Genomic DNA, 24,885 nt, shown 5'->3' with positions numbered 1-24,885 from the left:
TCCATGAGTGATCAGAAGGACCAGCCCGCCGGGCTCTGGACCGGTATCGAGGACCTCTGGACCTGGGTGGACACGAACCGTCCCCTCGACGGCCGGGAGGGGCTCCTCCTGCGCATCCTGAAGCTGTCCGAGGAGGTCGGCGAGGTCTCCGAGGCGGTGATCGGGGTGACCGGCCAGAACCCCCGCAAGGGCGTCACCCACACCTGGGACGACGTGCAGGCCGAACTGTGCGACGTCGTGATCACCGCGCTGATCGCGCTGCGCACCCTGACCCCCGACGCGCAGGAGGTCTTCACCCGCCACCTGGCCCGGGTCAGGGAACGCTCCCTCGGCCCGTCCGCCGTTGTTCACCCTCAGGACCTGCCCGCGCCGCGCGGAGTTGGTGAGATCCGCTGAGCCTTCTCGTCGACACCGAGCCGACGAAGGGGTCCCAGTGCAGGACTACACATTGTCCAGCGGAGCTTCCGACGGAGTTTTCTCCAACGGGCGCAGGACGGTCACCGTGGCGGGCACCTGCCTCGCCCTCGCCGCCCTGGGCCTGAGCTTCAACACCCAGGCGCACGCGGCGAGTTACGGCACACCGACCATCTCCCTCTCGGCCTCCTACCTCTCGGGCGCGGTGGGCGGCGTCGGCGATCCGACGGTCCAGGTGACGGTCGCCCAAAGTGGCGCGGACGTCGGCGCGTTGACGGTCGCGGCGAGCAAGAGCAGCAAGACGTCCGTGGCACCGACGAGCGCGGTGACCGTCACCGGCACCGGCGCCACCCGTCAACTCGCCGTGGCGGCGGCCGCGCAGGGCTACACCGACCTGACCGTGAAGGTCACCGGCCTCGGCGGCAAGACGGCCACCAAGACCCTGCACTACGCGGCCTCCGCCTCCGTCCAACAGCCCGCCGACACCCGCTACTTGACCGGCTCCAGCGACGCCTCCGCCGCGGTCGACGTGGGCGGCGGCTACGTCGTCGTAGCGGACGACGAGTCCAACGTCCTGCGCCTGTACGACCGTTCGGCGTCCGGCGCCCCCGTCAAGACCTGGGACTTCAGCGACGACATCGGCGTCGACAAGGAGATCGACATCGAGGGCGCGGCCCGCGTCGGCGACACGATCTACTGGACCGGCTCGCTCGGCAACAACAAGGACGGCGAGTACAAGGCCGCCCGCAACACGGTCTTCACCACCGAGGTGACCGGCAGCGGCGCCAACACGGCTCTCTCCTACGGCAGTTCGTACGGCAAGCTGCGCGACGACCTGGTGGCCTGGGACAAGGCGAACGGCAACAGGTACGGCTTCGCGGCGGACACGGCGGACGGTCAAGTACCCAAGGAGATCGACGGGTTCAACGTGGAGGGCCTGGAGTTCGCGCCCGGTTCGACGACCACGGCGTACGTCGGTTTCCGCGCGCCGCTGGCCCCGGCAGTGGCAGGAGGCAAGGCACTCCTGGTCCCGGTCACCAACATCGACAAGGTGGTGGCGAACGGCACGGCGGCGACCTTCGGCACGCCGGTCGAGCTGGACCTCGGCGGTCTCTCGGTGCGCGACATCCGCAAGAACGCGGCGAACCAGTACCTGATCGTCGCCGGTTCCTGGGCCGCCGACGACAACTCCGACCCGTACGCCCTCTACTCCTGGACCGGCAACGCGGCCGACAGGCCGGTCAAGCTGCGCGACCTGCCGACCACGGACCCGGGCGCCTGGGAGGCGGTCGTCGACGTACCGGACCTGACGGCGGCGGGCGCCCGTGCCCAGCTGATCACCGACGACGGCGCGGCCGACCTCTACGGCGACGGCACCGAGGCGAAGGACCTCACCCACCCGGAGTGGCAGAAGTCCCGCTCGACCTGGTTCACGGTCACGGGCTGACGGGCGGCGGCTCACGGGGGGGACAGCTCACGATCACCGGCTGACACGCGGCGGCTTACGGGGGGAGGCAGCTCACAATCAGCGCTGGCACGCGGCGACTTGCGGGCGGCCAGGAGCGGCCCGTGCCGAGCTCCCGGCCAAAGCCGAGTGGAGAACACGCGCGCGGTCACAGGTGACGGGTACCGCGCGCCCGGCCCACGGCGGCGGGCCGCGCGCCCAGGACGGGTACCAGGCGCCCGGCCCGAAGCCGAGTGAAAACACCTGCGCGGTCAGAAACGACGGGTGCCGCGCGACCGCCCCACGGCGGCGGGCCGCGCGCCCAGGACGGGTACCGGGCGCCCGCCCCACGGCGGCGCGCCCCGCGCCCAGGACAGGTACCGGGCGCCCGCCCCACGGCGGCGCGCCCCGCGCCCAGGACAGGTACCGCGGGCCCGGCCCGAAGCCGGCGGGTGCCGCCCGCGCCGCCGGGAGGCTGTGCGCGCGTCACCCTGGCACCCTGGTCCTCGACAACACCGTCGAGGACGAAAGCCGAGTCATGACCACCGAGAAGCTCACCGTAGGCGTCCTGGGTACCGGCATCATGGGCGCCGCGATGGCCCGTAACCTCGCCCGCGCCGGACACACCGTCCACGCCTGGAACCGCACCCGCGCCAAGGCCGACCCGCTCTCCGCCGACGGCGCGCACGTCACCGACACCGTGGCGGAGGCCGTACGCGACGCGGACGTGGTCCTCACCATGCTCTACGACGGCGACACCGTCCTCGATGTGATGCGCGAGGCCGCGCCCGTCCTGCGCCCCGGCACCGCGTGGATCCAGTCGACGACCTCGGGCCTCGAATCGGTGGCCGAACTGGCCGCGTTCGCCGGCCGCCACGACCTGGTCTTCTACGACGCCCCCGTGCTCGGCACCCGCCAGCCCGCCGAGGCCGGTCAGTTGACGGTCCTGGCGGCGGGCCCGGAGTCCGGCCGCGCGACGGTCACCCCGGTCTTCGACGCGGTCGGCGCCCGCACGATGTGGGTCGGCGAGGACGGCGCCGCGGCCACCGCGACCCGCCTGAAGCTGGTCTCCAACAGCTGGGTCCTCGCCGTGACGAACGCGGCGGGCGAGGCCCTGGCCCTGTCCAAGGGCCTGGGCGTGAACCCGCAGAACTTCCTCGACCTCATCGCGGGCGGCCCCCTCGACATGGGCTATCTGCACGCCAAGTCGGCCGCGATCCTGGGCGACCAGCTGACTCCGGCGAGTTTCGCGGTCTCGACGGCGGAGAAGGACGCCCGACTGATCGTCCAGGCCGGCGCGGCTCACGGCGTCCGCCTCGACGTGGCGGCGGCGGGCGCGGAACGGTTCGCGCGGGCGGCGGCACAGGGGCACGGCGACGAGGACATGGCGGCGGCGTACTTCGCGAGCTTCGAGGCGGGGACGGACGGGAGGCCGACCGGGTCGTCCTGATCCGGCCTTGATCTCGTCACAGCCAGGACACAGCGGACACACAGAGGAAACCGGGTGCACGCCCTGAACTGTCTCCCCCGCCGAAATGCCGGCAAGTCCGGTCGCACGAACCGAACTCGGGGGACGTCATGCAGAAGAGCAGCATCCGCAGGGCCGCGATGGCTACGGCCGCACTGTCGGCGGCACTGGTGATGACGGCATGTCAGCCGGGCGACACGGACACCGGGTCCGACGTGTCGTCACAGTCGCCGACCGCGACCGCCTCCCCCATCTCCTCCGGGTCCACGGGTACTTCCGGATCAACGGGGTCCACGGGGTCCACGGGGTCCACGGGGTCGTCCGGATCCTCTGGGTCCACGGGGACCTCCGGATCCACGGGGTCGTCCGGGCCCGGGGGCAGCGCGGTGAAGACCTGCGCGGCGGCCTCGCTCAAGGCGATCGCCTACCAGGCCGCCGACCGCCCGGCCGGTACCGGAACCGGGGCGGCGATCGTGCAGTTCACCAACACCACCGCCAAGTCGTGCGTCCTCCAGGGCCACCCCACGGTCGCGGGTGCCGCGAACGGCTCCCCGGAACTCAACGTCCCCCTGAAGGTCACCCCCACCGGCTCCGCCTCCCCCGTGAAGCTGTCGCCCGGCGGCCAGGCCTGGCTGAAGCTGACCTTCGTGCAGGTGCAGGGCGAGGGGGACGGCTACTGCGAGTCGGGGTCGGCACCGGTGATCTACCCGACGATGGTGATCGGACTGCCCGGCGCCGGGAAACACCAAGTCGCCCTCGACGACGGGCAGTTCGCGGAGTGCGACGGCACACTGACCGCGACCGCCGTGACGGCGACGAAGCCCTCCTGACCGTACGACCGCACGGTTGGCCGTACGACCGGACGCCCGGCCGTACGGCTACACCGACTGGCGGTCGCCCGACGCCTCCACCGCCAGGCCCCGCATGACGTGTTCGAGGAGGGCGAGCAGGACCGACTTCACCGACTCCCGGTCGCGCGCGTCGCACAGGACGAGCGGGATGTCGGGGGCGAGGTCGAGGGCGGTGCGGATCTCCTCGGGGTCCTCCTCGCAGACGCCGTTGAAGCAGTTGACGCCCACGGCGAAGGGGATGCCGCGGTGCTCGAAGAAGTCGACGGACGGGAAACAGCTCTCCAGCCGCCGGGTGTCGGCGAGGACGACCGCGCCGAGCGCGCCGCGGGACAGGTCGTCCCACATGAACCAGAACCGGTCCTGGCCCGGGGCGCCGAAGAGATAGACCACGAGGGCCGAACTCAGCGTGATCCGGCCGAAGTCCATGGCGACCGTGGTCGTGGTCTTCTGCTCGACGCCGGCGAGGTTGTCGATGCCGACGCTGGCCTCGGTGATGAGTTCTTCGGTGCGCAACGGCGTCGTCTCGCTGATCGCGCCGACGAGCGTGGTCTTGCCGACGCCGAAGCCGCCCGCGACGAGGATCTTGGCCGTGGCGGCGTTGGGCGCGACGGTGGTGGCGCGGCGGTCAGATTCTGCGAATGCCATCGATCACTGCCTGGAGGAAACGGGCGTCGGGAGTACCGGCCGCGGTGGGCGGGGAGACGGAGACGAGTTCGTTGTCCAGCAGGTCATCGAGGAGGACCCGGATCACCGCGACGGGCAGATCGAGCCGGGCGGCGACCTCCACGAGCGCCGTAGGGGTACGGCAGAGCGCGAGCAGCCGGTTCTGTTCGGGCTGGAGGCGCTGATCGCGGGTGGGCGGCCGGACCGTGCTGATCAGGGTGATCAGCTCGATGCCGGAGTGGGCGGTCGGGGTGCGGCCGCCGGTCACCGTGTACGGGCGGACGAGCAGCGCGGGGTCTTCGTCCTCCCAGGGATCTTCCTCCGACCAATGTCTCATTCATGCTCACCCGCGAAGGGCACACCGCTGTACTCCGGGAACCGGGGGGCCGCGCTGAGGAACTGCCCCACCTGCCGTACGACCATGGTCATTTCGTAGCCGACGTTGCCGACGTCCACCTCGGAGGTGGCGAGCACGGCGAGCCGGGCACCTCCGCCCGCGGTGGTCACAAAGAGAAACAGATCGTCCATCTCGATGACGGTCTGCTGCACCCGGCCGCCGCCGAAGTGGCGGCTCGTGCCGAGCGCGAGCGAGTGAACTCCCGAGGAAATGGCGGCGAGTTGCTCGGCGTCCTCCTGGGCGAGCTTCTCGGAGGAACCGACGAGGAGTCCGTCCTCCGACAGGACGATGGCGTGCAGGGTCTCGGGGATCCGCTCGATCAGGTTGTCCAGCAGCCAGGCCAGTCCGCCGTGCGTGGTGTTGGGCGCAGTCATGGGTTGTTCCTTGTCGGACGGGGACGGGTGGGCAGCTGACGCCGCTCGGGCGGGGTGGTGGGCCAGTCGGCCGACGGGAACTCGTCCTGCGGGGCGGGCGGCCGGCCGGGCGCGGAGCCTTCCCCGCGCATCGCCGACGGCCAGGCGGGCATGGGCACTTCCTCCTGGGCGCGGGCCCGGCGGGTACCGTCCCGGAGCGCGGCGAGCATCGACCGCGCCTGCTCCGGCCGCCGCTCCGCCTCCCGCCCCGGCCCGTGGTCACCGTCGGCCTCCACGACCCGGTCCCGCAACTGCGGCGCGAGATTGGCCTGCCGCACCCGCCGAGGCAGCCGCCCGGAACCACTCCGGGCACCCGAGCCGGGCACGCCTCCCGACCGGGCCCCGAGCGACGACGAGCCGCCACCGGGACGAGACCCGCTGGGCAAGGCGCCCTCGGCCCGGAAACTGACGGAAGCCGAATCACCGGCGTAGAGACCAGTAGGCGGCGTCTCCCGGGCGGGGGAACCCGCGGACGGCATCTCACCGGTGCGGGAGCCCGCGGAGGGTGCGTCACCCGCCTGGGAGCCAAGGGGCCGTATCTCTCCGATGCGATGCCCCGCAGACGGCGGCTCGCCGGTGCGGGAGCCCGAGTACGGCGCATCCCCCGCCTGCGAACCCGGCGACCGCATCTCTCCGCTGCGGGAACCCGCGGACGGCATCCCGCCAGTGCGGGAGCCCGAGTACGGCGCGTCCCCCGCCTCGGAACCCAGGGACCGCATCTCTCCGGTGCGGGAACCCACGGACGGCATCCCGCCGGTGCGGGAGCCCGAGTACGGCGCGTCCCCCGCCTGTGAACCCGGGGACCGCACCTCCCCAGTACGAGAATCCACAGACCTCGCGTCCCCCGCCTGGAAGCCCAGGGACGGCGTCTCCCCCGCGCGGGAACCCGGGGACGGCGCGCCCCCCTTGCGGGATCCCAGGGCCCGCATCTCCCCGATGCGTGAACCTGTGGACGGCAGGTCTCTCGCTCGGGACCCGGTCGAGGGCAGGTCCCCTGCTCGGGACCCTGCGGACGGCATGTCCCCGGCGCGAGAGGCCCCGGAGGGGATGTCCCCCGCGCGCGAACCCACGAACGGCATGTCACCCGGCGTCGGCGCATCTCCCGTGCGCGGCCCCTCGGACGGCGTGTCCCCCGCGCGCGAGCCGGCGAAGGGCCCGGCCTCGTGGGAAGGCGCCGCCTCATAGGAGGGCGTGGTCTCGCGGGAAGGCGCTTCGTCGTAGGTCGGCGCGGTCTCCTGGGACGGTGCGGCCCCGTAGGAGGGCGTGTCCTCGTGGGACGGTGTCGTGGCGGTGACGACGGGGCCCGCCGCCGAGGCGTTCCGGGTGCGGCGGGTGCGCATCGGCATGCCGCCCGGCGTCACTCCCGCGCGGGGCGGGCCGCCGACCGGGCCGGTGGGCTGGCCGGGGGCCGGGAACGGGTCGGTGGGGGAACCCGCCACCGACGCCAGGTGGCGTTCCGCGCGGGCGTCCAGGGGGGACGGTATGCCGTCGGCGACCGGCTCGGTGAGCGCCTGCGGCAGTACGACCACGGCGAGCGATCCGCCGTACGACGAGGCCTGGAGGCTGGCGGTGATGCCGTGGCGCTGGGCGAGGTGGCCGACCGTGAAGAGGCCCAGGCGCGGGTCCTCGCCGAGGGTGGTGAAGCTGAAGTCCTTCGGGTGGTGCAGAAGTTCGTTCGCCGCCGCGTACTCGTCCACCGCGAGGCCGAGCCCCCGGTCCTCGACCTCGACGGCGTACCCCTGCGCCACCGGCAGTGCGCGGACGCGTACTTCGGTGTGCGGCGGGGAGAACGTCACGCCGTTCTCGATGAGTTCGGCCATGAGGTGGATGGTGTCGCCGACCGCCGGGCCCAACACCGCTATGGGCGGGAGGGGTTCGACGACGACGCGGGTGTAGCCCTCGATCTCGGACACCGCGCTGCGCAGCAGGTCCGAGAGTGGCACCGCCTGCTTCCAGCGGCGTCTGGGGGCCGCGCCGGACAGCACGGTGAGGCTCTCCGCGTTGCGTCGCATCCGGGTGGCGAGGTGGTCCACGCGGTAGAGCTCGGCGAGGAGTTGGGGATCCTGCTCCTTGCGTTCCATGGAGTCGATGACCGTGAGCTGACGGTGCACGAGGAGCTGGATACGGCGGGACATGTTGTGGAAGACCAGCCGCGCGCCCTCGCGCAGCGAGGCCTGTTCCAGCGCGACGCTCACCGCGGTCCGCTGAGCGCTGTTGAAGGCTTCCGCGACCTTGCCCAACTCGTCGGTGCCGTAGTCGAGTTCGGGCAGATCGTCGAGTTCGGCGCGTTTGCCCTGGGTGCGCAGCCGGGTGATCAGCTCGGGCAGTCGTTCCTCGGCGAGTTCGAGGGTCTCGGCGCGCAGGCCGGACATCCGGCCGAGGAGGGAGCGGGTGATGCGCCAGGACAGCAGGGCGACGGCGAGTACGGCGACCAGGGCGAGCGCACTGCCCAACAGCGCCTTGACGAGCACCTGGTGGGTCCGGTCCTGGGAGTCGCCGGTGACCTTGTACAGGAACTGACCCTCGACCGCCTGCACCCCGCCGGTCACCCGTGCCGGGGCCGCCGCGCGGTCGGCCGTGGTGTGCGGCACCGCGATCGTGCCGTCGTGCCCGGCGGACGCCGACGCGACGGCCGTCTCGAAGGCCGTCATGGCCGCCCAGTCCCGGCCGCCCGTGACCTTGTCCAGCGCCGCGCCCATCTCCGTGGGCAGGTACGGCTCCACCTCGTTGGACAGCACGGAGACCCGGACGGCCTCGGCCGCCGCCAGCGCCGACCGTTCCTGGACGCTCAGCTTCCCGGACGCGGCGACCCCGCCGAGGATCGCCTGCTCCTGCGAGAGGGCCTCCGTGCCGCGCAGGAACGCCAGCGCGTGCCCGGCGTCGGCCGCGGTGGCCGCGTCGCCGCTGTCGGTGCTCAGCATCCCGAAGAGGTTCAGCGCCGAGGACACGGCGTCGGAGTAGGCGGTGTAGGCCTGCTGCCGGGTGCTCTTCCCGCCGTCGACGGCGGTCCGTTCGGCGGTCAGCGCGGTGAGCCGCTTGCGTACGGTGCCCAACTGGGCCCGGTACTGCGCCGATCCGACACCGCCGGAGGCGGCGTCCGCCTTGCGGAATCCGGCCAGTACGGCATCGGTCCTGCGCCGCTGCGCCTCCAGCGCGGCACGGCTGCCGTGCGAGGCCAACAGCCCGACCGTCAGCTGCCGTTCCTTCTGGAACTCGCCGATCGCGGGCTGCAGGGCGTAGGTGGTCTTCGCCGCCTGCCCGACGTTGTTGGACTGGTGCCACTGGTCGAACAGCGCGAAGGAACCACTGACCCAGAGCAGGACCATCGCCGCCGCCGGCACCACCGCGAGCGTGATGAGCGAGGCGCGGATGCTGCGCCCGCGACCGCTACCGGGTCCGGTCTGCGCGGACGTGTCCCGGTGTCTGCTCACTTCACCCACCGGTGTCCGACGGCGCGACGATGGAGGCGGGCTGCGGTGAGGAACTGCGACACCGGTGGTTTCCTTTCCGGGGTGGCGCGTGACGCGTCGGATCGCGGGCATACGTCAACACGCCTGCACAGACTGGGGAGTTGGCGGCGTAGCACGGCACGTACGCCAAAGACGGGCTGCGGTTTCCCGACGGGCGCCCGAGCCCCCCGCGCAGTTGGTCAGTTATGAAACCGAGCCATCCGACCCGGGTCAAGGGACGCCACAAACGCGCCAGGCGCAGCCGTTTAGGGCGTTCAGTACACTACACGCGTAGACAATCCGGCGGCCCGCCCGCCCAACCACCCGCCCACGAAGACGTTTTGGCTGACTACCCTGGGTGAAGTGCGGGGCAGAGGGTGACTCGGGTGACGCCGGGGACGCGACGGGAGCTGCGGGGCGAGGCGTCCGGGCGGGACGCGAATGTGACCTAGTTCACAGCATAAACACCGTCCACGCACACCAACTCCACCGCTTTCCGCGGCCGGTTGCTCACCCCCGCCCCGGCGCCTCCAGCAACGCCAGGGTCTGCGCCCCGAGCGATGTCATGCCGTACGTCTCCGCCCCGCGCGCCGCCTCCCGCAGCAGCCGGACCGCGTGCGGCTCGCTGCCCGGACCGCCCGCCCGGCGCGTCGCGCGGGCCTGGGCCAGGCGGAGGCGGGCGAGTTCGGGCTGTGAGGAGCGGGCCGGGACCGCCGCCTGCCGGAAGCGTTCGAGGGCGGTCTCCGGCTCCCCCGCCGCCAGCGCCAGCAGTCCGCAGGCCCGGGCGGTCGGCCCGACGAGGACGGTGGGCCAGCCGCCCAGGGCGATCTGCCCGCCGTCGTGCGGCGCGAGGCGCGCACGGAGCCCGGGCACCGCCTGCGCCAACTCGGCCTCGAATCCGCCCTCCAGGTCCAGCGCCGCGCAGACCTCCGCCAGCAGGACCAGCGCGGGCACCGCCCAGCCCGACGGCGGGAACCGGTCGACGTCGGCGACACAGCCGAGGAACAGGTCCGCCCCCTCGGCGTGCTGCCCGGTCTCGCACAGGGCGAGGGCCAGCCCGGCCCGCCAGACGGGGAAGTAGGCGTGGCGCTCGACGTCGCCGGCCAGATCGGAGGTGAACAGCTCGTGCAGGCGCCCCTGTTGGCGCAGCAGCCAGTAGGCCTGGCCGAGCCGGGTCTGCGTCAGGTTGTCCGCCGGTACGGCGTAGTCGGCGCGGAGCAGTTCGATGAACTTCAGGGACTCCACGAAGATCCACTCGGCGGCGGCGTCGAACCGGCCGTGCCACAGGTCGAGCAGGGCGTCGAGAGTGTGCCGCTGCCAGAGGGCCAGGGCGCTCTGGGTGTCCGCCGCGTGCTTGCGGTACTGGTTGGCGGTGGCCAGCGCGCTGAAGATACGGCCGTTGCGCAGCTGGTCGATGGCGACGGCCATGAGCGCCTCGCCGCGGAAGTACGCCGAGTCCTGCCGGGCCGCGGCCTCGCGCAGCCGCTCGGAGAGGTCCAGCGACTCGGGCGCGCTCATGAAGTCGTAGCGTGCCCACCGGCATTCGGTGAGGACCTCGCAGCGCACCTCGTCGTCGCCGTCCTCGGGTAATCGGCGCAGGGTGTCCTCGGCGAGCCGGGCGCCCTCGGCGGGACCGGCGAGCCCCGCCACGGTGTCCTGACTGACCGCCAGGGCCATCTTCTTCGCCAGATGGGCTTCGAGCCGCAGCCGCAGCCCCGCGGCCTCGGGGCCGCCGTCGCCCTCCAGCGCGGCCAGGCACCCCTTGATGGACTGGAGCAGCTCACGGTCGACCTGCCCGGGGTCGGACCAGCGGCGCGCCAGCCTGATCACCGCCTCGGCCTGCGCCCGCGGGTCCCCGGCGGCGCCGCGATAGGCGGCCGTGTAATGCCGTTCGGCCTCGCGCATCTCGCCGGCGGCATGGCTGAGATCACCGCGCCGCAACAGCCGTAGGAACTCGGCCCGTTCGTGCGTGGTGGCCGAACGCCCGTCCTTCCCGGGGGACTTGACCAGCCGCACGGTCTCCCCGCGGACGGCCCTCGGCGGCGCGTCGGTGCCGGGTGGTGGTGTCAGGCCTGCCAACGCCCCCTTGGCGCCCAGGACTTCGTCGCACAGTTGGGCCAGCTCCAGGGACGCCCTGCGGCGTCCGTTCTCGACGCGGCTGAGGAAACTGCGGCTGCAGTACACCCTGCCGGCCAGCTCACTCAGTGACATACCGGCCGCAATGCGGCGCCTGCGTAACTCCGCGCCGAATCCGTCGTGCTCGATGGCCATCCCCCCAACAACACGCCGGCCGACCGGTGTTGCCAAATACCCGCTGGCAACACCCGACCCCTGCGGACCGGCACGATTACCGACGAAGCTGTCTGTGCCGGGAGCCTACCGGGCACAGGGGCGTGCCCATTGGCGGAACAGGAGCACTGGTCATGCCTTCGGGCGAACCTGTGGCGTCGACGGGGGTCGATATGCCGGAGGCACTCACCCACAGCACACCCACCGCGCTCCGCCCGGCACCGAAGAGCTGAATGACGACGGGGGGATGGGGGGTCCACGGTCCGGGGCGCGCGGGGGGCGCTCCGGACCCCGGATCCTGTCGCCCTCCCAGGAGTTGAGCCGGTGGGTCAGAACCCGGCCGCGCGTGCCGCCGCGTACACCTCGGCGTTCACGTCCTTCAGTTCCTGCGCGTCCCGCGCGGCCCACGAGAGGTCGACCAGGAACTCGTCGAGGCCGATGCCGTCGTACGCCATCAGGTCGGTGACGATCTGCTCGACGTCGCCCTGGAAGGGACGGCGGTCCGGGCCCTCGTAGCGCTTCGCGGTGTAGTCCGGGTTGACGCGAACCACCGTCCGCAGCGGGCGGGTTCGGCCCCGCTCGGCGGCGAGGTCCTGCAACTGGCGCCAGCCCGCGGCTACTTGCTCGGGGCCGTCGGCGTACGGGAGCCAGCCGTCGGCGTGGTCGACGAGCCGGCGCATGGACCGTGGGGAGTTGGCCGGGACGAGGATCGGGATCGGGCGGGCCGGCTTCGGGCCGACCACGGCCGGGGCGATCCTCGTGACCCTGCCGCCCTCGTAGACCACCGGGTCCGGGCCCCACACCGCCCGGCACACCTCGAAGACCTCGTCCATGACCTTGCCGCGCTCCGCGAACGGGCGTACTCCGGCGGCGGCGTACTCGTCGAGTGACCAGCCGCTGCCGAGGCCAGCGATCACCCGGCCGCCGCTCGCCGCGTCCAACGTGGCCAGGGACTTGGCCAGTTGGAAGGGGATGTGCAGCGGGGCGACCAGTACGGCGGTGCCCAGTTCGGCCCGCTCGGTGGCCGCCGCCGCGAGGGTCAGCGTGACCAGCGGCTCGGCCACGCCCCGGTAGGCGTCGGGCCACGGCAGGCCGGGGACGCCGTAGAGCGGCTGGGTCTGTGGTTCCGGGAACAGGGCGCGTTCGTACACCCAGAGGCTGTCGTATCCGATGGCCTCGGCGGCGCGGGCCACGTCGGGCACGTCCTTGCCGAGGTCGTACTTCCGATTCTGCGGGAGACCGATTCCCAGCCGGGTCGTCATGCCGATGCGTTCCTCTGTGGTCGGTTGCGCGATCAAGTCGGTGTGGTGGCGAAGTGGCCGTTCGTCAGCGGCCGGACAGCAGGCGCAGCATGGTGGCGTACTCGCCGCGGGCCTCGGCGAAGCGCAACGGTTGGACGGCCTTGACGAGGATCTCGTCGGGCTGTTCGCCGGCGCCGAGGATGCTCATGACCTCGTCGAGGAAGGCGTCGAGGGGCATCGCGGTCTCCGACTCCTCCTGACCCATCAGGGCGGTGCGCACGGCCGGGGGCACCAGTTCGAGAACCTCGACGCTCGTGTCCGCCAGCTGGACGCGCAGGCTCTCGGTGAAGGAGTGGACAGCGGCCTTGGTGGCGTTGTAGGTCGGGGCGATCGGCAGCGGGACGAAGGCCAGTCCGGAGGAGACGGTCATGATCGTCGCCCGCGGCCGGGTGGCGAGGTGTTCGGTCAGCGCGGCCACGAGGCGGATGGTGCCGAGGAGGTTGGTCGCCACCGTCGCCTCCGCCACGGCGAGGAAATCCGGGTGGTGGAGGTCCTCCGGCAGCATCATGCCGGCCATCGTCACCAGGACGTCGAGGTCGGGAAAGCGTTGGAGCAGTTGGGCGGTGACGTCCCGGACGGCGGCCGGGTCGGTGACGTCGAGCACGACGGACTCGATGCCGGGGTGCTCCGAGACGATCTGTTTCAGCCTGTCCTCGCGGCGCCCGGAGACGATGACCCGGTTGCCTGCCGCGTGCAGCCGCAGCGCCAGCCCGAGTCCGATGCCGGAGGTCGCTCCGGCGACGAGGATGGTGTTGCCTGTGGCGTTCAAGGGGTTCCCCAGCTGAAGAAGGACGCTTGTCGAATGACACCGGGACGGGCCGCGGCGGGTGATGCGGGGCCACGGGGGCCGGGCATCACCCGCCGGCGAGTGGCTCAGTGCTGGTTGACGGCCGAGGCCCAGTCGAAGTTCACGCCCATGTCGGAGTACATCTTCGAGTAGCCGACGAAGCAGTCGAACTTCTCGACCTTGCCGTTCTTCAGGTACCAGAAGTCGGCGGTCGGGGCGTCGACCTTCTGGCCCTTGCCCTTGACGAAGCCGCCCGTCGGCGCCTGGAGCTGGCCGTCGAACGTGCCCTGGATGGACAGCTCGATGCTGATGGTGTCGCCGTTCACGGTGATGCGCTTGAGGTCACGGTGGACGTTGGAGAAGAGGCCCTTCATGTACGGCAGCACGTTGCCGAGCGCCTTACCCCGGTAGGCGACGCCGGGGACCATGTCGTTGAAGACGCCGTCCTTGGCGAAGCTGTTGACGAAGGTCGGGACGTCGATGTGGCTGCCCTCGGCCACGTAGTAGTCGCGCAGGACGATCGCGAGGTTGGTCTTCTCGTGCTTGGTCAGGTGCCGGTCGGTGAGCGGCAGCGCGGCCAGCTGACGCGCGGTCAGGGTCGGGGCGGCGGACTTGTGGTGCGTGGGGCTCGCGGCCTGTGACGGCACGGCGGCGATGGAAAGACCACCCAGAACAGCTACCGCGGTGGCGGCGGTGATCGACTTCCGGCTGAGCAGCTTCATGACACATTCCTTCATGTTTGTCCTCAGGATCCGGGGGCCGCACAGCAGCGGTCCCCCGCTCGCTCTTAGTAAATCAAGCGATGGCTTGACTTTATGGACGGCCGGCGCAAGCTGTCAAGCCACTGTTTGAATTGTGTGGCCCGCCGGGCCCTCGCCAGGCGCCGACCACTTGACGATGCAGTCAAACAAATGATTGAGTACATGGCGTGATAAGGGAGAACAAGACGGACCTGCGCCGGGAGGCCGGTCAACGCACACGGGACGGCCTGCAGTCGGCCGCCCTGGAGCTGCTCGCGCAAAGGGGCCAGGAAGGCGTGACACTCCGCGAGATCACGGATCGCGCCGGGGCCAACGTCGCGGCGGTGAGCTACCACTTCGGGTCACTCAAGGCACTGTGCGACACGGCGATCGAGCACGCGCTGGAACAGTATCTGGACGCCCAGATGGCGGCGATCGACTCGCTCGGCCCCGACGCGGCACTTGAGGAAGTGGCCGCGGCGTTCGCCGGGCCGATGATGCGCGCGTTCGCCGCCGGCGGGCAAGACCTTGCCGTGATGCGAACCGTGGCACGCATCGGGATCGAGCCGCCCCAGGGGTGGGAGCGCCTGACCGGCAAGTTCGAGAAGAGCCGCCGGGACGTGCTGCGGGTACTGGCGCCGAACATCCCCGGAGTCGACGAGGAAGAGCTGATCTTCCGCACGCGCTGCGCGGCCGGCCTGCTGAACTGGCTGGCGTTGGCGCCCATCGGCACGGAGCTGGCCGCCTTGCCCGCCGAGCGGTTGGAGCGGCAGTTGGTGCCGGTGGTGGCGGGGGCGTTTCGGGGGAGTGGGGGGTAGCGGTGGATGGGCCTGCGCTACGGCGCTTGTCCGCGAAAGCGGAAGACTCCCGGACCCGACGAAGGGTCCCGACAGCCCATAAGGCCAGGTGAGAGCCCTGATGGCAGACGAGCCGGGCCGTACGCCGGGTTCTGTTTCCGGGAGGACCTCACGATCCCCCCGGCGACGGCCATCCATCTAGGACCGACGTTGCCGTCGGCCTCGTGCGGTCTACCCGCGGACTCGGGCGGGCAGCCCTCGAACGTCCGCGCAGAGCCGCGCCTCTTTCGAAGCGGTGGCTCCTTTTGACCTTGCTCCGGGTGGGGTTTACCTAGCTGCCCAGGTCACCCTGGGCACTGGTGGTCTCTTACACCACCGTTTCACCCTTACCGGGGACCGAAATCCCCGGCGGTCTGTTTTCTGTGGCACTGTCCCGCGGGTCACCCCGGGTGGCCGTTAGCCATCACCCTGCCCTGTGGAGCCCGGACGTTCCTCGGGGAGTTCCCACCAGGGGCACTCCACGCGGCCGTCCGCCCGGCTCGTCTGCCGTGTCGACCATGCTACCGGGCGGGCACGCGTCCTTCGGACCGGCGGCCGGTCCCACCGGCCCCTCCTCCCGATCCCACTTCGTCGCTCGGGTCCGGCCGATGCATCCGCCCGCGTCGCCACCCCGCCACCCACCTACCTCGCCGCCTGCGCCGGTCCTCCCGGTCCCGCCGGTTCGACCGAACCCACAGAACCCACAGAACCCCCTGACCCCACCGACTCCCCCACCCCCGCCAGTCCCCCGGCGGCCTCCTTGCCGCGCCCATGTCCCCCCGAAGCCCCTGCTCCAGCCGGCCCCGCCGTCGCCAGCACCGACCCCGCCAGGATCAGCGTGAAGGCCACCCCGATGCCGAGCGTCAGGTCCTCGCCCAGGAAGAGCGCGCCCGCCGCCACCGCGATTGCCGGGTTGACGTAGGTGATCACCGTTGAGCGGGTCGGGCCGACCTCCTTGATCAGTTCCAGGAAGGCCACGAACGCCACCGCCGTGCAGATCACGCCCAAACCGGCGAGGGAAGTCAGCACCTGAGCCGAGGGCACCGTGGACGGCCAGGTCAAAGCCGCCGCCGGGGCGTACACGATCGCCGCCAACGCCAGGCACGGCGCCGTCAGTTGGAGCGTCGGGACGTCCTTCAGATGGCGCGCCGCTATCAGCGGCGCCGTCGCATAGCCGAGCACCGTCAGCAGCACCTCCACCAGTGAGCGCGCGTCGCCGCCCGTCAGGTGCGGGACCGTGAGGACCGTGACCCCGGAGAGGCCCAGCGCCAGGCCCGCCACCCGTCGCGCCCCCAGCCGTTCCGCGTCGCCGAAGAAGCGCGCCATCAGCACGCCCACGATCGGTACGCCCGCGATCAGCAGACCCGCCGTAGAGCTGGACAGGTGCCGTTCCGCGTCCGTCAACGTGAACCACGGGCCGATGATCTCTATGCACGCGAAGGCCAGCATCGGGCGCCAGTGCGAACGGACCACACGCGTCAGGCCGCCCTGTCGTAGTGCGAAGGGGAGCAGGAGTACGGCGCCCAGGGCGCAGCGTGTGAAGACGACCATGGACGGGGAGAGCGGGGCGTCCACCGCCACCTTGATCATCAGGTAGGGGATGCCCCACACCACTCCCATCAGGGAGAACAGGAACCAGCCGCGTGCAGTCATACGGCGAGGATGCGCCGCCCCCTCATCGGGCGTCTTGAACGCTGTTGCGGTACGCCGCCGGGGTCACCCCGAGCACCCGCCGGAACCAGCGGGTCAGATGCGCCTGGTCGGCGAAGCCCACCTGGGCCGCGACCTCGGCGGGCCGCCCGCCCAATTCCAACAGGCCGCGCGCCCGGGTGACCCGGTACTGGGCGAGCCAGGCGTACGGCGGGATCCCCATCGTCGTACGGAAGGCGCGGAGGAGTTGGTAACGGGACAGGTCGAAGTCCGCGGCCAGGGCCGAGAGCGACGGCGGGGTCAGCAGGTCGTCCGCCAAGCGGTCCCTCACCGCGTGCGCCACCCAGGACGCGCCCACGGGCAGGTCCGGTGCCGGGCGGGACGTCGAGTGGCGGCGGGCCAGGGCCGTGAGGAGCCACGGGAGGCGGGACTCGGCCTCCAACGGGTCGGGGCAGACGCTGAGTTCGGTGTGTGCGAGGCGGAACGCGCGGGCGAGTTCGGCGTCGTCGAGGAGCGGTTCGCGGAAGTGCGGGACGCCGCCGAGGGTGCCGTCGGTCAGGAGTGCCGGGTCGGCGTAGAGGGCGCGGTAGGCGTAGCCGGCGGTGGGGCTGCCGGGGCCGCCGGTGTGCATTTCGCCGGGGGCGAGTACGACGATGGAGCCGGGGGTCGTACGGATGTGGCCGCCGCGGTAGTCGATGAGTTCGGAGCCGTCGACGCAGACGCCGATCGTGAACTCCTCGTGGGCGTGCGGCGCGTAGACGTGCCGGTCGAAGCGGGCGGTCAGGAGGTCGAGCGGCGGGCCGCAGTGGCCCAGTCTCGCCCTCGTCCACAGGGCATGTTCGCGTGCGCTCACCGGACGCACCCCCTTTCCCCCACAGGGTGCAACGCTCCGGGGCTCCGTGTCATGCCGGGGTGAGCGCCCGTTCCAGGATGTCGAAGGCCTCGTTCATCCGGGCCTGGTGGTCCTCGGCCGTCGCTTCGTCGCGTTCGCCGGCGAGCAGGCGGCGCGCGGTGGTGACGTAGACCGACCGGTACGCGGCGACGATCAGGGCCGCGGTCAGGGCGGGGTCGGGGGTGTCCGGGGCGGTCTCGGCGAGGGCGTCGGACAGGGCGGTCTCGATCTCCTCCAGGCCTTCGCGGGCCCGGGCGCGCAGGGCCGGTGAGTCGATCACGACCTGCCAGAAGGCCGGGAAGTTGTCGTTGGGGCCGGCCAACGGGTGGTGCTGGTCGCGGAGTTCGAGCGTGAGGCGGCGCAGCGCGGCGAGCGGGGTCTCGTCCGGGGCACGGTGGCGTACCGCCCCGCTGAGCACCTCGACCGCCTCGGGGATGCGGTCGAGGAACATGTCCTCCTTGCGCGGGAAGTAGTTGAAGACGGTCATCGTCGACACCTCGGCGGCGCGTGCGACCTCCGCCACGGACACCCCATCGAAGCCGCGCGCCTTGAACAGCTCCGTGGCCACGTTCGAGATCCGCTGCCGGGTCGCCCGCTTCTTGCGCTCTCTCAGAGAAAGCTCGCCCTCACCATCGCTCATGAGAACAGTGTAGCGAACATAATTTTTTAGTTACTACACTCTTAGCCATGGACACCGAGAACACTCAGAACACCGAAACGAACTACGACGTCGTCGTCTCCGGAGCCGGCCCCGTAGGCCTGCTGCTGGCCGCCGAGCTGACCCTCGGCGGGGCCCGCGTGCTGGTCGTGGAGCGGCTGGCCGAGGTCGACGAGACCATCAAGGCCGGCGGCCTCAACTCCACGACCACCGTGGCCCTTTACCGGCGCGGGCTGCTCCCCGAGCTGACCGGGATACACCAGGAGGCGATGAACCGCTTCAAGGAGTTCACGCGGACGCACGGCGACAGCGACGGCAGCGGCGACAACAACCCCGTTCCGCCGCCGAAGTTCGCCGGGCACTTCTCCGGGATCATGCTGCGGGCCGATCTGCTCGACGAGTCGGACCCGGCCTTCGCGGGCCTCGGCCCGGTCGACCGCGTCGGACTCGTCCCGCAGGCCCCGCTGGAGCGGCTGCTCGGCCGGCACGCCGACGCACTCGGCGTCGAGGTGCGCAGGCAGGTCGAGTTGACCGGTTTCGACGCCGACGAGGAGGGCGTGATCGTCCGCCTCGCCCCTACGGACGGTTCCGCGCCGTACGCCGTCCGGGCCGGCTGGCTGGTCGGCTGCGACGGTGGCCGCAGCCTCGTGCGCAAGCTCAGCGGGATCGAATTCCCGGGCACCGCACCGGAGATCACCGGCTACCAGGCCATCGCCGACCTGACCGGCACCGAGCCGCTGCGCGGCGGCTGGAACACCACCGACGTGGGGACGTACGCCTTCGGTCCGTTGCCGGGACGGATCCTCACCGTCGAGTTCGACGGACCGCCCGCCGACCGCCAATCCCCCGTCACCGCCGAGGAGTTGCAGGCGAGTGTGCGCCGGGTGACCGGTGTCGACGTCACCGTGCACAAGGTCCACTCCTCGACCCGGTTCACCGACAACTGCCGTCAGGCGGAGACCTATCGCGCGGGCCGGGTGCTGCTCGCGGGCGACGCGGCGCACGTCCACTCGCCGTTCGGCGGGCAGGGGCTCAACCTCGGTGTCGGGGACGCGATGAACCTCGGCTGGAAGCTCGCCCTGGTGGTGAGCGGCCGGGCGCCGGTCGAACTCCTCGACACCTACACGGCCGAACGGCATCCGATCGGCGCCTGGGTGCTCGACTGGACGCGTGCCCAGATCGCCGTGATGCGCCCCGAGCCGCACTCCCGCGCCCTGCGCTCGGTGGTCACCGACCTCGCGGGGACGGTCGACGGGACGACGTATCTCGTCAAGCGGATCTCCGGCGTCTGGCAGCACCACGACCTCCCCGGCGACCACCCGCTGACCGGCCGCAGCGCCCCCGACCTCGAACTCGCCGACGGCACGCGCCTCGCCGACCACCTCCACAACGGCCGCGCCCTCCTCCTCGACCTCGCCGACGACCCGAAACTCCGGGCCCGCGCGGACGGCTACGAGGGCGTGGTGGACGTCCTGACCACCTCCTGCCCCGGGCGGCCGGAGCTTGCCGCCCTGCTGGTGCGCCCGGACGGATTCACGGCCTGGGCGGCGGACACGGACGGCGCCGGGGACGATCCCTCGGACGCGCTGCGGCTCTGGTTCGGCGCCGGCCGGTGCTTGACCCTGCCGTAGCGTCAATGTCTCTACTGGTCCCATGCGGATCGGAGAACTCGCCGAGACCGTCGGCGTCACCACGCGGACCGTCCGGCACTACCACCAACTGGGCCTGCTGCCGGAACCGGAGCGCCGCTCCAACGGCTATCGCGACTACGGTCTGCGGCACGCCGTCGTCCTCGCCCGGATCCGGCGGCTCACCGAGCTGGGTCTGGGGCTGACCGAGGTACGGGACGTGCTCGCGGACGACGCCGGCCGGGACCTCGCCGAGGTGCTCACCGAACTCGACGAGGACCTGGCCCGGCAGGAGTCCGCGATCCGGGAGCGCCGGGCCCGGCTGCGCGCCCTGCTGGACTCGGGAGAACTGTCCGCCGAAGGGCCCGTCTCGCCCGAACTGGCGGCGGTGTTCAGCGAGTTGAACCACGCCTCGACGCTCCCCACCGACTCGCCGATGGCCGCCAAGGACCGCGAGATGCTCGCCCTGCTCGACACCGTGGCGACCCCGGCCGAGCGGGCGCGGATCATGGACCTGGTGGGCAGCGCCGTCGCCACACCGGACGCGGTCGCCCGGGCGCACGAGGCGTACGCGCTGCTCGACGCGCTCGCCGACACCGAGCACCCCGTCGACCCCGCCGACCCGCGCGTGGACGAGGCGGCTCGCGCCCTCGCCGGCTGCGTTCCCGCCGCGCTGCTCCCCGAGGGGAACCCGGTCGACCACGACAGCGGCTTCCTGCGCGCCTTCTACGCGGACTTCGCGCCGGCCCAGGCGGAGGCGATCCGCCGGGCGCTGCGGATCGTCACACGGGGGTAGGGATCAGAAGTGACCGCGGTCAGGCAGGCGCGAACCGTACCTTCGACGTCCCCGGGTCCGCCTGCGTGAGCCGGACCCGCAGCCGCTCCCCCAGCGGCAGCGGAGTCGCACCGCCCTCCAGCCGGGCGACGACGGCCGGAGCGTCCAACTGCACCTTCCCTACGGTGGGTTGACGTTCCTCCACGTCGACGACATAGCCGTCGAAGAGGTCGCCGACACGGTCCTTCAGCAGGGCCGCCTCGACGACGTCGACGCACTCGCGCTCGACCGTGCCCGCGAGGCGGCTGCCGTCCGCCATCTCCTTGGGCAGGGCGTCGAGGCCGGCCAGGACCCAGGCGGGCGGGGACGCGGGCGAGAGGCAGATCTCGGCGGCGTAGCGGTCGACCAGCCGTCGTAGCGGAGCCGTGCAGTGGGTGTAGGGGGCGGCCACCGCCGCGTGGGTGGTGATGGGCGGGAGGTCGCCGCCCTGGAAGACCGTGTAGCCCGCGCCGCGCAGGAGGGTCGTGCACTCCTGGAGGAAGGCCGCGTGGTGCGGGAGTCGCGGGTCGAGGGAGCGGATCAGCTGCGCGTACGACACATGGTGCGGCCAGTCGATGCCCAGGGCGTGCGCGGTGCGGTGCAGGCGGCCGACGGCGCCGTCCGGGGCGGCGGGCAGGGTGCGCAGGACGCCCGTGCCGTGCGTGAGCATCAGGTCGGCGGCGGCCATGCCGGTCAGGAGGGAGATCTGGGCGTTCCAGCCGTCGGCGGGGAGCGGGGCACGGTAGGCGAGTTCGTAGGTGTGGTCGCGCTCGACGATCTCCTGCTCGGGCACGTTGAGGGAGATGCCGCCGCGCTCGACCTCCAGGCGTTCGCGGGCCTCGCCGATGTCCTTGAGTAGCGCGACCGGTTCCTCGGCGGTGCCCGTGTCGATCCGTCGCTGCGCGGTCGCGTAGTCGAGCTTGGCCCGGCTGCGGACGAGCGCCCGGTGGACGTCGACGGCGACCGTACGGCCGTCCGCGTCCAGGTCGATCGTCCACAGCACCGCCGGCCGGGTCACGTCCGGCAGCAGACTCGCGGCGCCCTCGCTGAGCAGGGGCGGGTGCAGCGGGGTCTTCTCGTCGGGGAAGTAGAGGGTGGTGACGCGGCGGTGGGCCTCCGCGTCGAGCGCTCCGCCGGGTGCGACGAAGGAGGCGACGTCGGCGATGGCGTACCGCACCCGGAAACCGCTCCCCCGGCGGGACAGGTGCATCGCCTGGTCGAGGTCCATGGACGTGGGCGGGTCGACGGTGAAGAAGGGGATGTCGGTGGCGTCCGGGAGCGCCGGCAGCGGCGCCGCGGCGGCCCTCCCCCATTCTCGGCTCCGCTCGAACGGGGGGACCCCCATCGCCTCCGCGAGCACCTCCGGCGGGAAGCTCTCGGGTACGCCGAGTTCGGTGCGGAGCGCGGTGAGGGCGGCGCGGAGCGGGGCTTCGGGGGTGCCGGTCACCCGGATGCGGCGGCGGGGCATGACACGAGCGTAGGCACAATCCGCCCGGTCGCACCCTTTACGCTGGCGCAGCACCCACCGTAAGGAGAAACCCACCGTGCTCGTCCTGCTGCCGCCCTCCGAAGGCAAGGCCTCCTCCGGCCGCGGTGCCCCGCTCAAGCCGGAATCGCTGTCGCTGCCGGGACTCGCCGACGCCCGCGCGGCCGTACTCGACGAACTCGTCGACCTGTGCGCGGCCGACGAGGACAAGGCACGCGAGGTGCTCGGCCTGAGCGAGGGCCTGCGCGGCGAGATCGCGAAGAACGTCGGCCTGCGGACCGCCGGCGCGCGCCCCGCCGGGGAGATCTACACGGGTGTCCTCTACGACGCCCTCGACCTGGCTTCCCTCGAACCCGCCGCGAAGAAGCGGGCCGCGCGCTCTCTGCTCGTCTTCTCCGGTCTGTGGGGCGCGGTGCGGGTGACGGACCGGATCCCGTCGTACCGCTGCTCGATGGGGGTACGGCTGCCCGGGCTCGGGGCGCTGGGCGCGCACTGGCGGGCGCCGATGGCGGCCGTGCTGCCCGAGGCCGCGGGCAACGGGCTGGTGCTGGATCTGCGGTCCTCCGCGTACGCGGCGGCGTGGAAACCGAAGGGCGAGGTCGCGGGGCGGACGGCGACCGTACGGGTGCTGCACGCGCCGACCCGGAAGGTCGTCAGCCACTTCAACAAGGCGACGAAGGGGCGGATCGTGCGCAGCCTGTTGAGCGCCTCGGCCGCGCCCGGGACGCCCGCTGAACTGGTGGACGCGTTGCGGGAGTTGGGGTACGAGGTGGAGGCGGAGGCGCCCGGGCAGGCGGGGCGGGCCTGGTCGCTGGACGTGCTGGTGGACGAGATTCACTGAGCATTTCCAGGGCGAGCGTGCGTTGCATTCTGTGCAATGACCTTTGCGCACACTGCTTCCGCTCGGCAGGATGAGGCCATGGCTTCCTCCTCGCTGCTCGATCTCGCCCCCGTCCTGCCCGTCGTCGTCATCGAGGACACCGCCGACGCCGTGCCGCTCGCGCGGGCGCTGGTCGCCGGGGGGCTGCCGGCGATCGAGGTGACGTTGCGGACGCCGGCCGCGCTGGAGGCGTTGCGGGCGATCGCGGACGAGGTGCCGGGGGCCGTGGTCGGGGCGGGGACCGTGCTGACTCCGGGGCAGGTGAAGGAGTGCGTGGCGGCGGGGGCGCGGTTTCTGGTGAGCCCCGGGTGGACGGATCTGCTGCTGGAGGCGATGCGGGGGTCCGGGGTGTCGTTCCTGCCGGGGGTGTCGACCACGTCCGAGGTGGTGGCGCTGCTGGAGCGCGGGGTGCGGGAGATGAAGTTCTTCCCGGCTCAGGCGGCGGGCGGGACCGCGTATCTCCGGGCGTTGGCCGGGCCGTTGCCGCAGGCGCGGTTCTGCCCCACCGGTGGGATAGGGGTCAAATCGGCGCCGGAATACCTGGCGTTGCCCAACGTCGGCTGTGTGGGCGGGAGTTGGATGATCCCGGCGGACGCGGTGGCCGCGCGCGACTGGGGGCGGATCGAGGCACTGGCCCGCGAGGCGGCCGCGCTCAGCGCAGGTGGGACGTGTCGTTGAACAGCCGTACGCTCGCGTTGCCGTCCGCGTAGTACGCCACCGCGGAGAGGGAGGCCGCCGAGAGTTCCATGCGGAACAGGGACTCCGGCGGGGCGCCCAGGGCGAGTTGGACGAACGTCTTGATCGGCGTGACGTGTGTGACCAGCAGGACCGTACGGCCCGCGTAGGCCGCGATCAGCTTGTCGCGGGTGGCGGCGATACGGGTTGCCGTGGCCGCGAAACTCTCGCCGCCGCCGGTGGGTTGGGCCGTCGGGTCGGCCAGCCAGGTCGTCAGGTCGTCCGGGTAGCGCTCCCTGACCTCGCCGAAGGTGAGGCCCTCCCAGGCGCCGAAGTCCGTTTCGCGCAGGCCCTCTTCGATCGTCACGTCCAGACCGAGGCGGTCCGCCACGGCCGCGGCGGTCTCGCGGGTGCGGGTGAGGGGGGACGCGAGGATGTGCTGGATGGTGCCTCGGGCCGCCAACGCGGTTGCCGCGCGGGCGGCTTGGTCCTGGCCGACGGGTGAGAGGGAGGGGTTGGTGCCGCCGCTGCCGGAGAAGCGCTTCTGGGGGGTGAGGGGGGTTTCGCCGTGGCGGAGGAGCACGAACGTTGCGGGGGCGCCCATGTCTGCGGGGGCCCAACCCGGGCTGGGGGCGGCCACGTTGCGGGCGGCTCGGACGTCAGTTTTGTCGGTTTTCGTCACAGTTGCGGCCGGTGGGGGTTGGTCGCGCAGTTCCCCGCGCCCCTGGGAGGCGGCTGCGCCGCCATCGTCCATCGCCTGGTTGGCCAAGCGGTCCGCGTGTTTGTTCTTCTCCCTCGGGATCCATTCGTACGTCACCTGCCCGACCGGGAACACCGAACCCGCCTCCGCCGCCAAGGGCTTCATGTCGGGGTGTTTGATCTTCCAGCGGCCCGACATCTGCTCGACGACCAGCTTGGAGTCCATGCGGACGTGGATCCGGGCGACGGGGTCCAGGGTGTGGGCGGCGCGGAGGCCCACGATCAGGCCTCGGTACTCGGCGACGTTGTTCGTGGCGACGCCGATGTACTCGGCCTCCTCCACCAGGGTCTCCCCCGTCGTCGCGTCGATGACCACGCTGCCGTAGCCCGCGGGCCCCGGGTTGCCCCGGGAACCGCCGTCGGCCTCGACGATGAACTCCCGCACCGCGAA

At 71.9% G+C, this 24,885-nt stretch carries 23 protein-coding genes and 1 other RNA gene; 9 read left to right on the top strand and 15 right to left on the bottom strand.

All coding sequences use genetic code 11. The features are described 5' to 3' along the window. Positions 1–3 precede the first annotated feature (3 nt). From ACIBJH_RS12310 to ACIBJH_RS12300, 3 genes are all read left to right on the top strand, one after another. A complete protein-coding gene (locus tag ACIBJH_RS12310) occupies positions 4–396 on the top strand; it encodes a MazG-like family protein (protein WP_399116765.1) in 393 nt (130 codons plus the stop codon). A 52-nt stretch (positions 397–448) separates the two neighbouring features. Continuing rightward, a complete protein-coding gene (locus ACIBJH_RS12305) occupies positions 449–1,861 on the top strand; it encodes a hypothetical protein (RefSeq protein WP_399116764.1) in 1,413 nt (470 codons plus the stop codon). A gap of 496 nt (positions 1,862–2,357) precedes the next feature. Then, positions 2,358–3,308 (top strand): NAD(P)-dependent oxidoreductase, encoded by a 951-nt coding sequence (locus ACIBJH_RS12300; RefSeq protein WP_399116937.1) that lies wholly within the window; start codon positions 2,358–2,360, stop codon positions 3,306–3,308. 202 nt (positions 3,309–3,510) lie between these two features. Here ACIBJH_RS12300 and ACIBJH_RS12295 read toward each other — a convergent pair whose 3' ends face one another. Next, a complete protein-coding gene (locus ACIBJH_RS12295) occupies positions 3,511–3,741 on the bottom strand; it encodes a hypothetical protein (protein ID WP_399116763.1) in 231 nt (76 codons plus the stop codon). On the opposite strand from ACIBJH_RS12295, the gene ACIBJH_RS12290 reads away from it, so the two are divergent. After that, positions 3,713–4,156, top strand: a complete 444-nt coding sequence (locus tag ACIBJH_RS12290) for a DUF4232 domain-containing protein (protein ID WP_399116762.1) — start codon at positions 3,713–3,715, stop codon at positions 4,154–4,156. The two genes, ACIBJH_RS12295 and ACIBJH_RS12290, sit on opposite strands and share 29 nt — an antisense overlap. 48 nt (positions 4,157–4,204) lie before the next feature. On the opposite strand, the gene ACIBJH_RS12285 is transcribed toward ACIBJH_RS12290, so the two are convergent. The 8 genes from ACIBJH_RS12285 to ACIBJH_RS12250 all read right to left on the bottom strand — a co-directional run bounded on the left by ACIBJH_RS12285 (position 4,205) and on the right by ACIBJH_RS12250 (position 14,198). After that, the gene (locus ACIBJH_RS12285; protein WP_399116761.1) at positions 4,205–4,822 is read right to left on the bottom strand and encodes a GTP-binding protein; all 618 of its coding nucleotides are present in this window, start codon (positions 4,820–4,822) and stop codon (positions 4,205–4,207) included. Continuing rightward, on the bottom strand, positions 4,803–5,177 hold the full coding sequence (locus tag ACIBJH_RS12280; RefSeq protein WP_200714322.1) for a DUF742 domain-containing protein: 375 nt from the start codon (positions 5,175–5,177) through the stop codon (positions 4,803–4,805). The genes ACIBJH_RS12285 and ACIBJH_RS12280 overlap by 20 nt, the downstream gene beginning before the upstream one ends. Then, the gene (locus ACIBJH_RS12275) at positions 5,174–5,611 is read right to left on the bottom strand and encodes a roadblock/LC7 domain-containing protein (RefSeq protein WP_200714321.1); all 438 of its coding nucleotides are present in this window, start codon (positions 5,609–5,611) and stop codon (positions 5,174–5,176) included. The genes ACIBJH_RS12280 and ACIBJH_RS12275 overlap by 4 nt, the downstream gene beginning before the upstream one ends. After that, on the bottom strand, positions 5,608–9,081 hold the full coding sequence (locus ACIBJH_RS12270) for a nitrate- and nitrite sensing domain-containing protein (RefSeq protein WP_399116760.1): 3,474 nt from the start codon (positions 9,079–9,081) through the stop codon (positions 5,608–5,610). Before ACIBJH_RS12270 ends, ACIBJH_RS12275 begins: the two co-directional genes overlap by 4 nt. 528 nt (positions 9,082–9,609) lie before the next feature. After that, the gene (locus tag ACIBJH_RS12265) at positions 9,610–11,370 is read right to left on the bottom strand and encodes a helix-turn-helix domain-containing protein (RefSeq protein ID WP_399116759.1); all 1,761 of its coding nucleotides are present in this window, start codon (positions 11,368–11,370) and stop codon (positions 9,610–9,612) included. Between the two features lie 347 nt (positions 11,371–11,717). Then, complete coding sequence (locus tag ACIBJH_RS12260; RefSeq protein WP_399116758.1) at positions 11,718–12,650, bottom strand: LLM class F420-dependent oxidoreductase; 933 nt, start codon at positions 12,648–12,650, stop codon at positions 11,718–11,720. A 64-nt stretch (positions 12,651–12,714) separates the two neighbouring features. Next, entirely contained in the window at positions 12,715–13,458 is a 744-nt protein-coding gene (locus ACIBJH_RS12255; protein ID WP_399116757.1) for an SDR family oxidoreductase, read from the bottom strand. Between the two features lie 104 nt (positions 13,459–13,562). Next, the gene (locus ACIBJH_RS12250) at positions 13,563–14,198 is read right to left on the bottom strand and encodes a nuclear transport factor 2 family protein (RefSeq protein ID WP_019067247.1); all 636 of its coding nucleotides are present in this window, start codon (positions 14,196–14,198) and stop codon (positions 13,563–13,565) included. Between the two features lie 206 nt (positions 14,199–14,404). Between ACIBJH_RS12250 and ACIBJH_RS12245 the strand changes: the two genes are divergently transcribed. Then, a complete protein-coding gene (locus ACIBJH_RS12245) occupies positions 14,405–15,034 on the top strand; it encodes a TetR/AcrR family transcriptional regulator (protein WP_399116756.1) in 630 nt (209 codons plus the stop codon). A gap of 104 nt (positions 15,035–15,138) precedes the next feature. Here ACIBJH_RS12245 and rnpB read toward each other — a convergent pair. The 4 genes from rnpB to ACIBJH_RS12225 form a co-directional block, all read right to left on the bottom strand. Continuing rightward, positions 15,139–15,555: RNase P RNA component class A (gene rnpB / locus ACIBJH_RS12240), an RNA gene on the bottom strand. Positions 15,556–15,694: 139 nt separating this feature from the next. Next, positions 15,695–16,705, bottom strand: coding sequence for a DMT family transporter (locus tag ACIBJH_RS12235; RefSeq protein WP_399116755.1), 1,011 nt, complete (start codon positions 16,703–16,705; stop codon positions 15,695–15,697). Positions 16,706–16,727: 22 nt separating this feature from the next. Further along, positions 16,728–17,555 (bottom strand): AraC family transcriptional regulator, encoded by an 828-nt coding sequence (locus ACIBJH_RS12230; protein WP_399116754.1) that lies wholly within the window; start codon positions 17,553–17,555, stop codon positions 16,728–16,730. A 49-nt stretch (positions 17,556–17,604) separates the two neighbouring features. Further along, positions 17,605–18,234 (bottom strand): TetR/AcrR family transcriptional regulator, encoded by a 630-nt coding sequence (locus ACIBJH_RS12225; RefSeq protein WP_399116753.1) that lies wholly within the window; start codon positions 18,232–18,234, stop codon positions 17,605–17,607. A 47-nt stretch (positions 18,235–18,281) separates the two neighbouring features. Here ACIBJH_RS12225 and ACIBJH_RS12220 point away from each other — a divergent pair, with 47 nt between their 5' ends. After that, on the top strand, positions 18,282–19,883 hold the full coding sequence (locus tag ACIBJH_RS12220) for an FAD-dependent monooxygenase (RefSeq protein WP_399116752.1): 1,602 nt from the start codon (positions 18,282–18,284) through the stop codon (positions 19,881–19,883). Between the two features lie 22 nt (positions 19,884–19,905). After that, on the top strand, positions 19,906–20,676 hold the full coding sequence (locus tag ACIBJH_RS12215) for a MerR family transcriptional regulator (RefSeq protein ID WP_399116751.1): 771 nt from the start codon (positions 19,906–19,908) through the stop codon (positions 20,674–20,676). 19 nt (positions 20,677–20,695) lie between these two features. Here the strand turns inward: ACIBJH_RS12215 and ACIBJH_RS12210 are convergent, their stop codons facing one another. Beyond that, positions 20,696–22,162, bottom strand: coding sequence for an RNB domain-containing ribonuclease (locus ACIBJH_RS12210; protein WP_399116750.1), 1,467 nt, complete (start codon positions 22,160–22,162; stop codon positions 20,696–20,698). A 76-nt stretch (positions 22,163–22,238) separates the two neighbouring features. Here ACIBJH_RS12210 and yaaA point away from each other — a divergent pair, with 76 nt between their 5' ends. Beyond that, a complete protein-coding gene (yaaA, locus tag ACIBJH_RS12205; RefSeq protein WP_399116749.1) occupies positions 22,239–23,021 on the top strand; it encodes a peroxide stress protein YaaA in 783 nt (260 codons plus the stop codon). Positions 23,022–23,099: 78 nt separating this feature from the next. Next, on the top strand, positions 23,100–23,738 hold the full coding sequence (eda, locus tag ACIBJH_RS12200) for a bifunctional 4-hydroxy-2-oxoglutarate aldolase/2-dehydro-3-deoxy-phosphogluconate aldolase (RefSeq protein WP_399116748.1): 639 nt from the start codon (positions 23,100–23,102) through the stop codon (positions 23,736–23,738). On the opposite strand, the gene ACIBJH_RS12195 is transcribed toward eda, so the two are convergent. Next, positions 23,713–24,879, bottom strand: coding sequence for a bifunctional RNase H/acid phosphatase (locus ACIBJH_RS12195; RefSeq protein WP_399116747.1), 1,167 nt, complete (start codon positions 24,877–24,879; stop codon positions 23,713–23,715). The two genes, eda and ACIBJH_RS12195, sit on opposite strands and share 26 nt — an antisense overlap. Positions 24,880–24,885 lie beyond the last annotated feature (6 nt).

This window comes from Streptomyces sp. NPDC050548 (assembly GCF_044457385.1).
Taxonomy (GTDB): domain Bacteria; phylum Actinomycetota; class Actinomycetes; order Streptomycetales; family Streptomycetaceae; genus Streptomyces.
This window is presented reverse-complemented; position numbering and strand designations above follow the sequence as displayed.

Bases quoted from the DNA above. Each gene is read 5' to 3' on its own strand.
- ACIBJH_RS12310 (WP_399116765.1), top strand. From the start codon at position 4: ATGAGTGATCAGAAGGACCAGCCCGCCGGGCTCTGGACCGGTATCGAG.
- ACIBJH_RS12285 (WP_399116761.1), bottom strand. From the start codon at position 4,822: ATGGCATTCGCAGAATCTGACCGCCGCGCCACCACCGTCGCGCCCAAC.
- ACIBJH_RS12280 (WP_200714322.1), bottom strand. From the start codon at position 5,177: ATGAGACATTGGTCGGAGGAAGATCCCTGGGAGGACGAAGACCCCGCG.
- ACIBJH_RS12275 (WP_200714321.1), bottom strand. From the start codon at position 5,611: ATGACTGCGCCCAACACCACGCACGGCGGACTGGCCTGGCTGCTGGAC.
- ACIBJH_RS12265 (WP_399116759.1), bottom strand. From the start codon at position 11,370: ATGGCCATCGAGCACGACGGATTCGGCGCGGAGTTACGCAGGCGCCGC.
- ACIBJH_RS12260 (WP_399116758.1), bottom strand. From the start codon at position 12,650: ATGACGACCCGGCTGGGAATCGGTCTCCCGCAGAATCGGAAGTACGAC.
- ACIBJH_RS12250 (WP_019067247.1), bottom strand. From the start codon at position 14,198: ATGAAGCTGCTCAGCCGGAAGTCGATCACCGCCGCCACCGCGGTAGCT.
- ACIBJH_RS12235 (WP_399116755.1), bottom strand. From the start codon at position 16,705: ATGACTGCACGCGGCTGGTTCCTGTTCTCCCTGATGGGAGTGGTGTGG.
- ACIBJH_RS12225 (WP_399116753.1), bottom strand. From the start codon at position 18,234: ATGAGCGATGGTGAGGGCGAGCTTTCTCTGAGAGAGCGCAAGAAGCGG.
- ACIBJH_RS12220 (WP_399116752.1), top strand. From the start codon at position 18,282: ATGGACACCGAGAACACTCAGAACACCGAAACGAACTACGACGTCGTC.
- ACIBJH_RS12215 (WP_399116751.1), top strand. From the start codon at position 19,906: ATGCGGATCGGAGAACTCGCCGAGACCGTCGGCGTCACCACGCGGACC.
- ACIBJH_RS12210 (WP_399116750.1), bottom strand. From the start codon at position 22,162: ATGCCCCGCCGCCGCATCCGGGTGACCGGCACCCCCGAAGCCCCGCTC.
- eda (WP_399116748.1), top strand. From the start codon at position 23,100: ATGGCTTCCTCCTCGCTGCTCGATCTCGCCCCCGTCCTGCCCGTCGTC.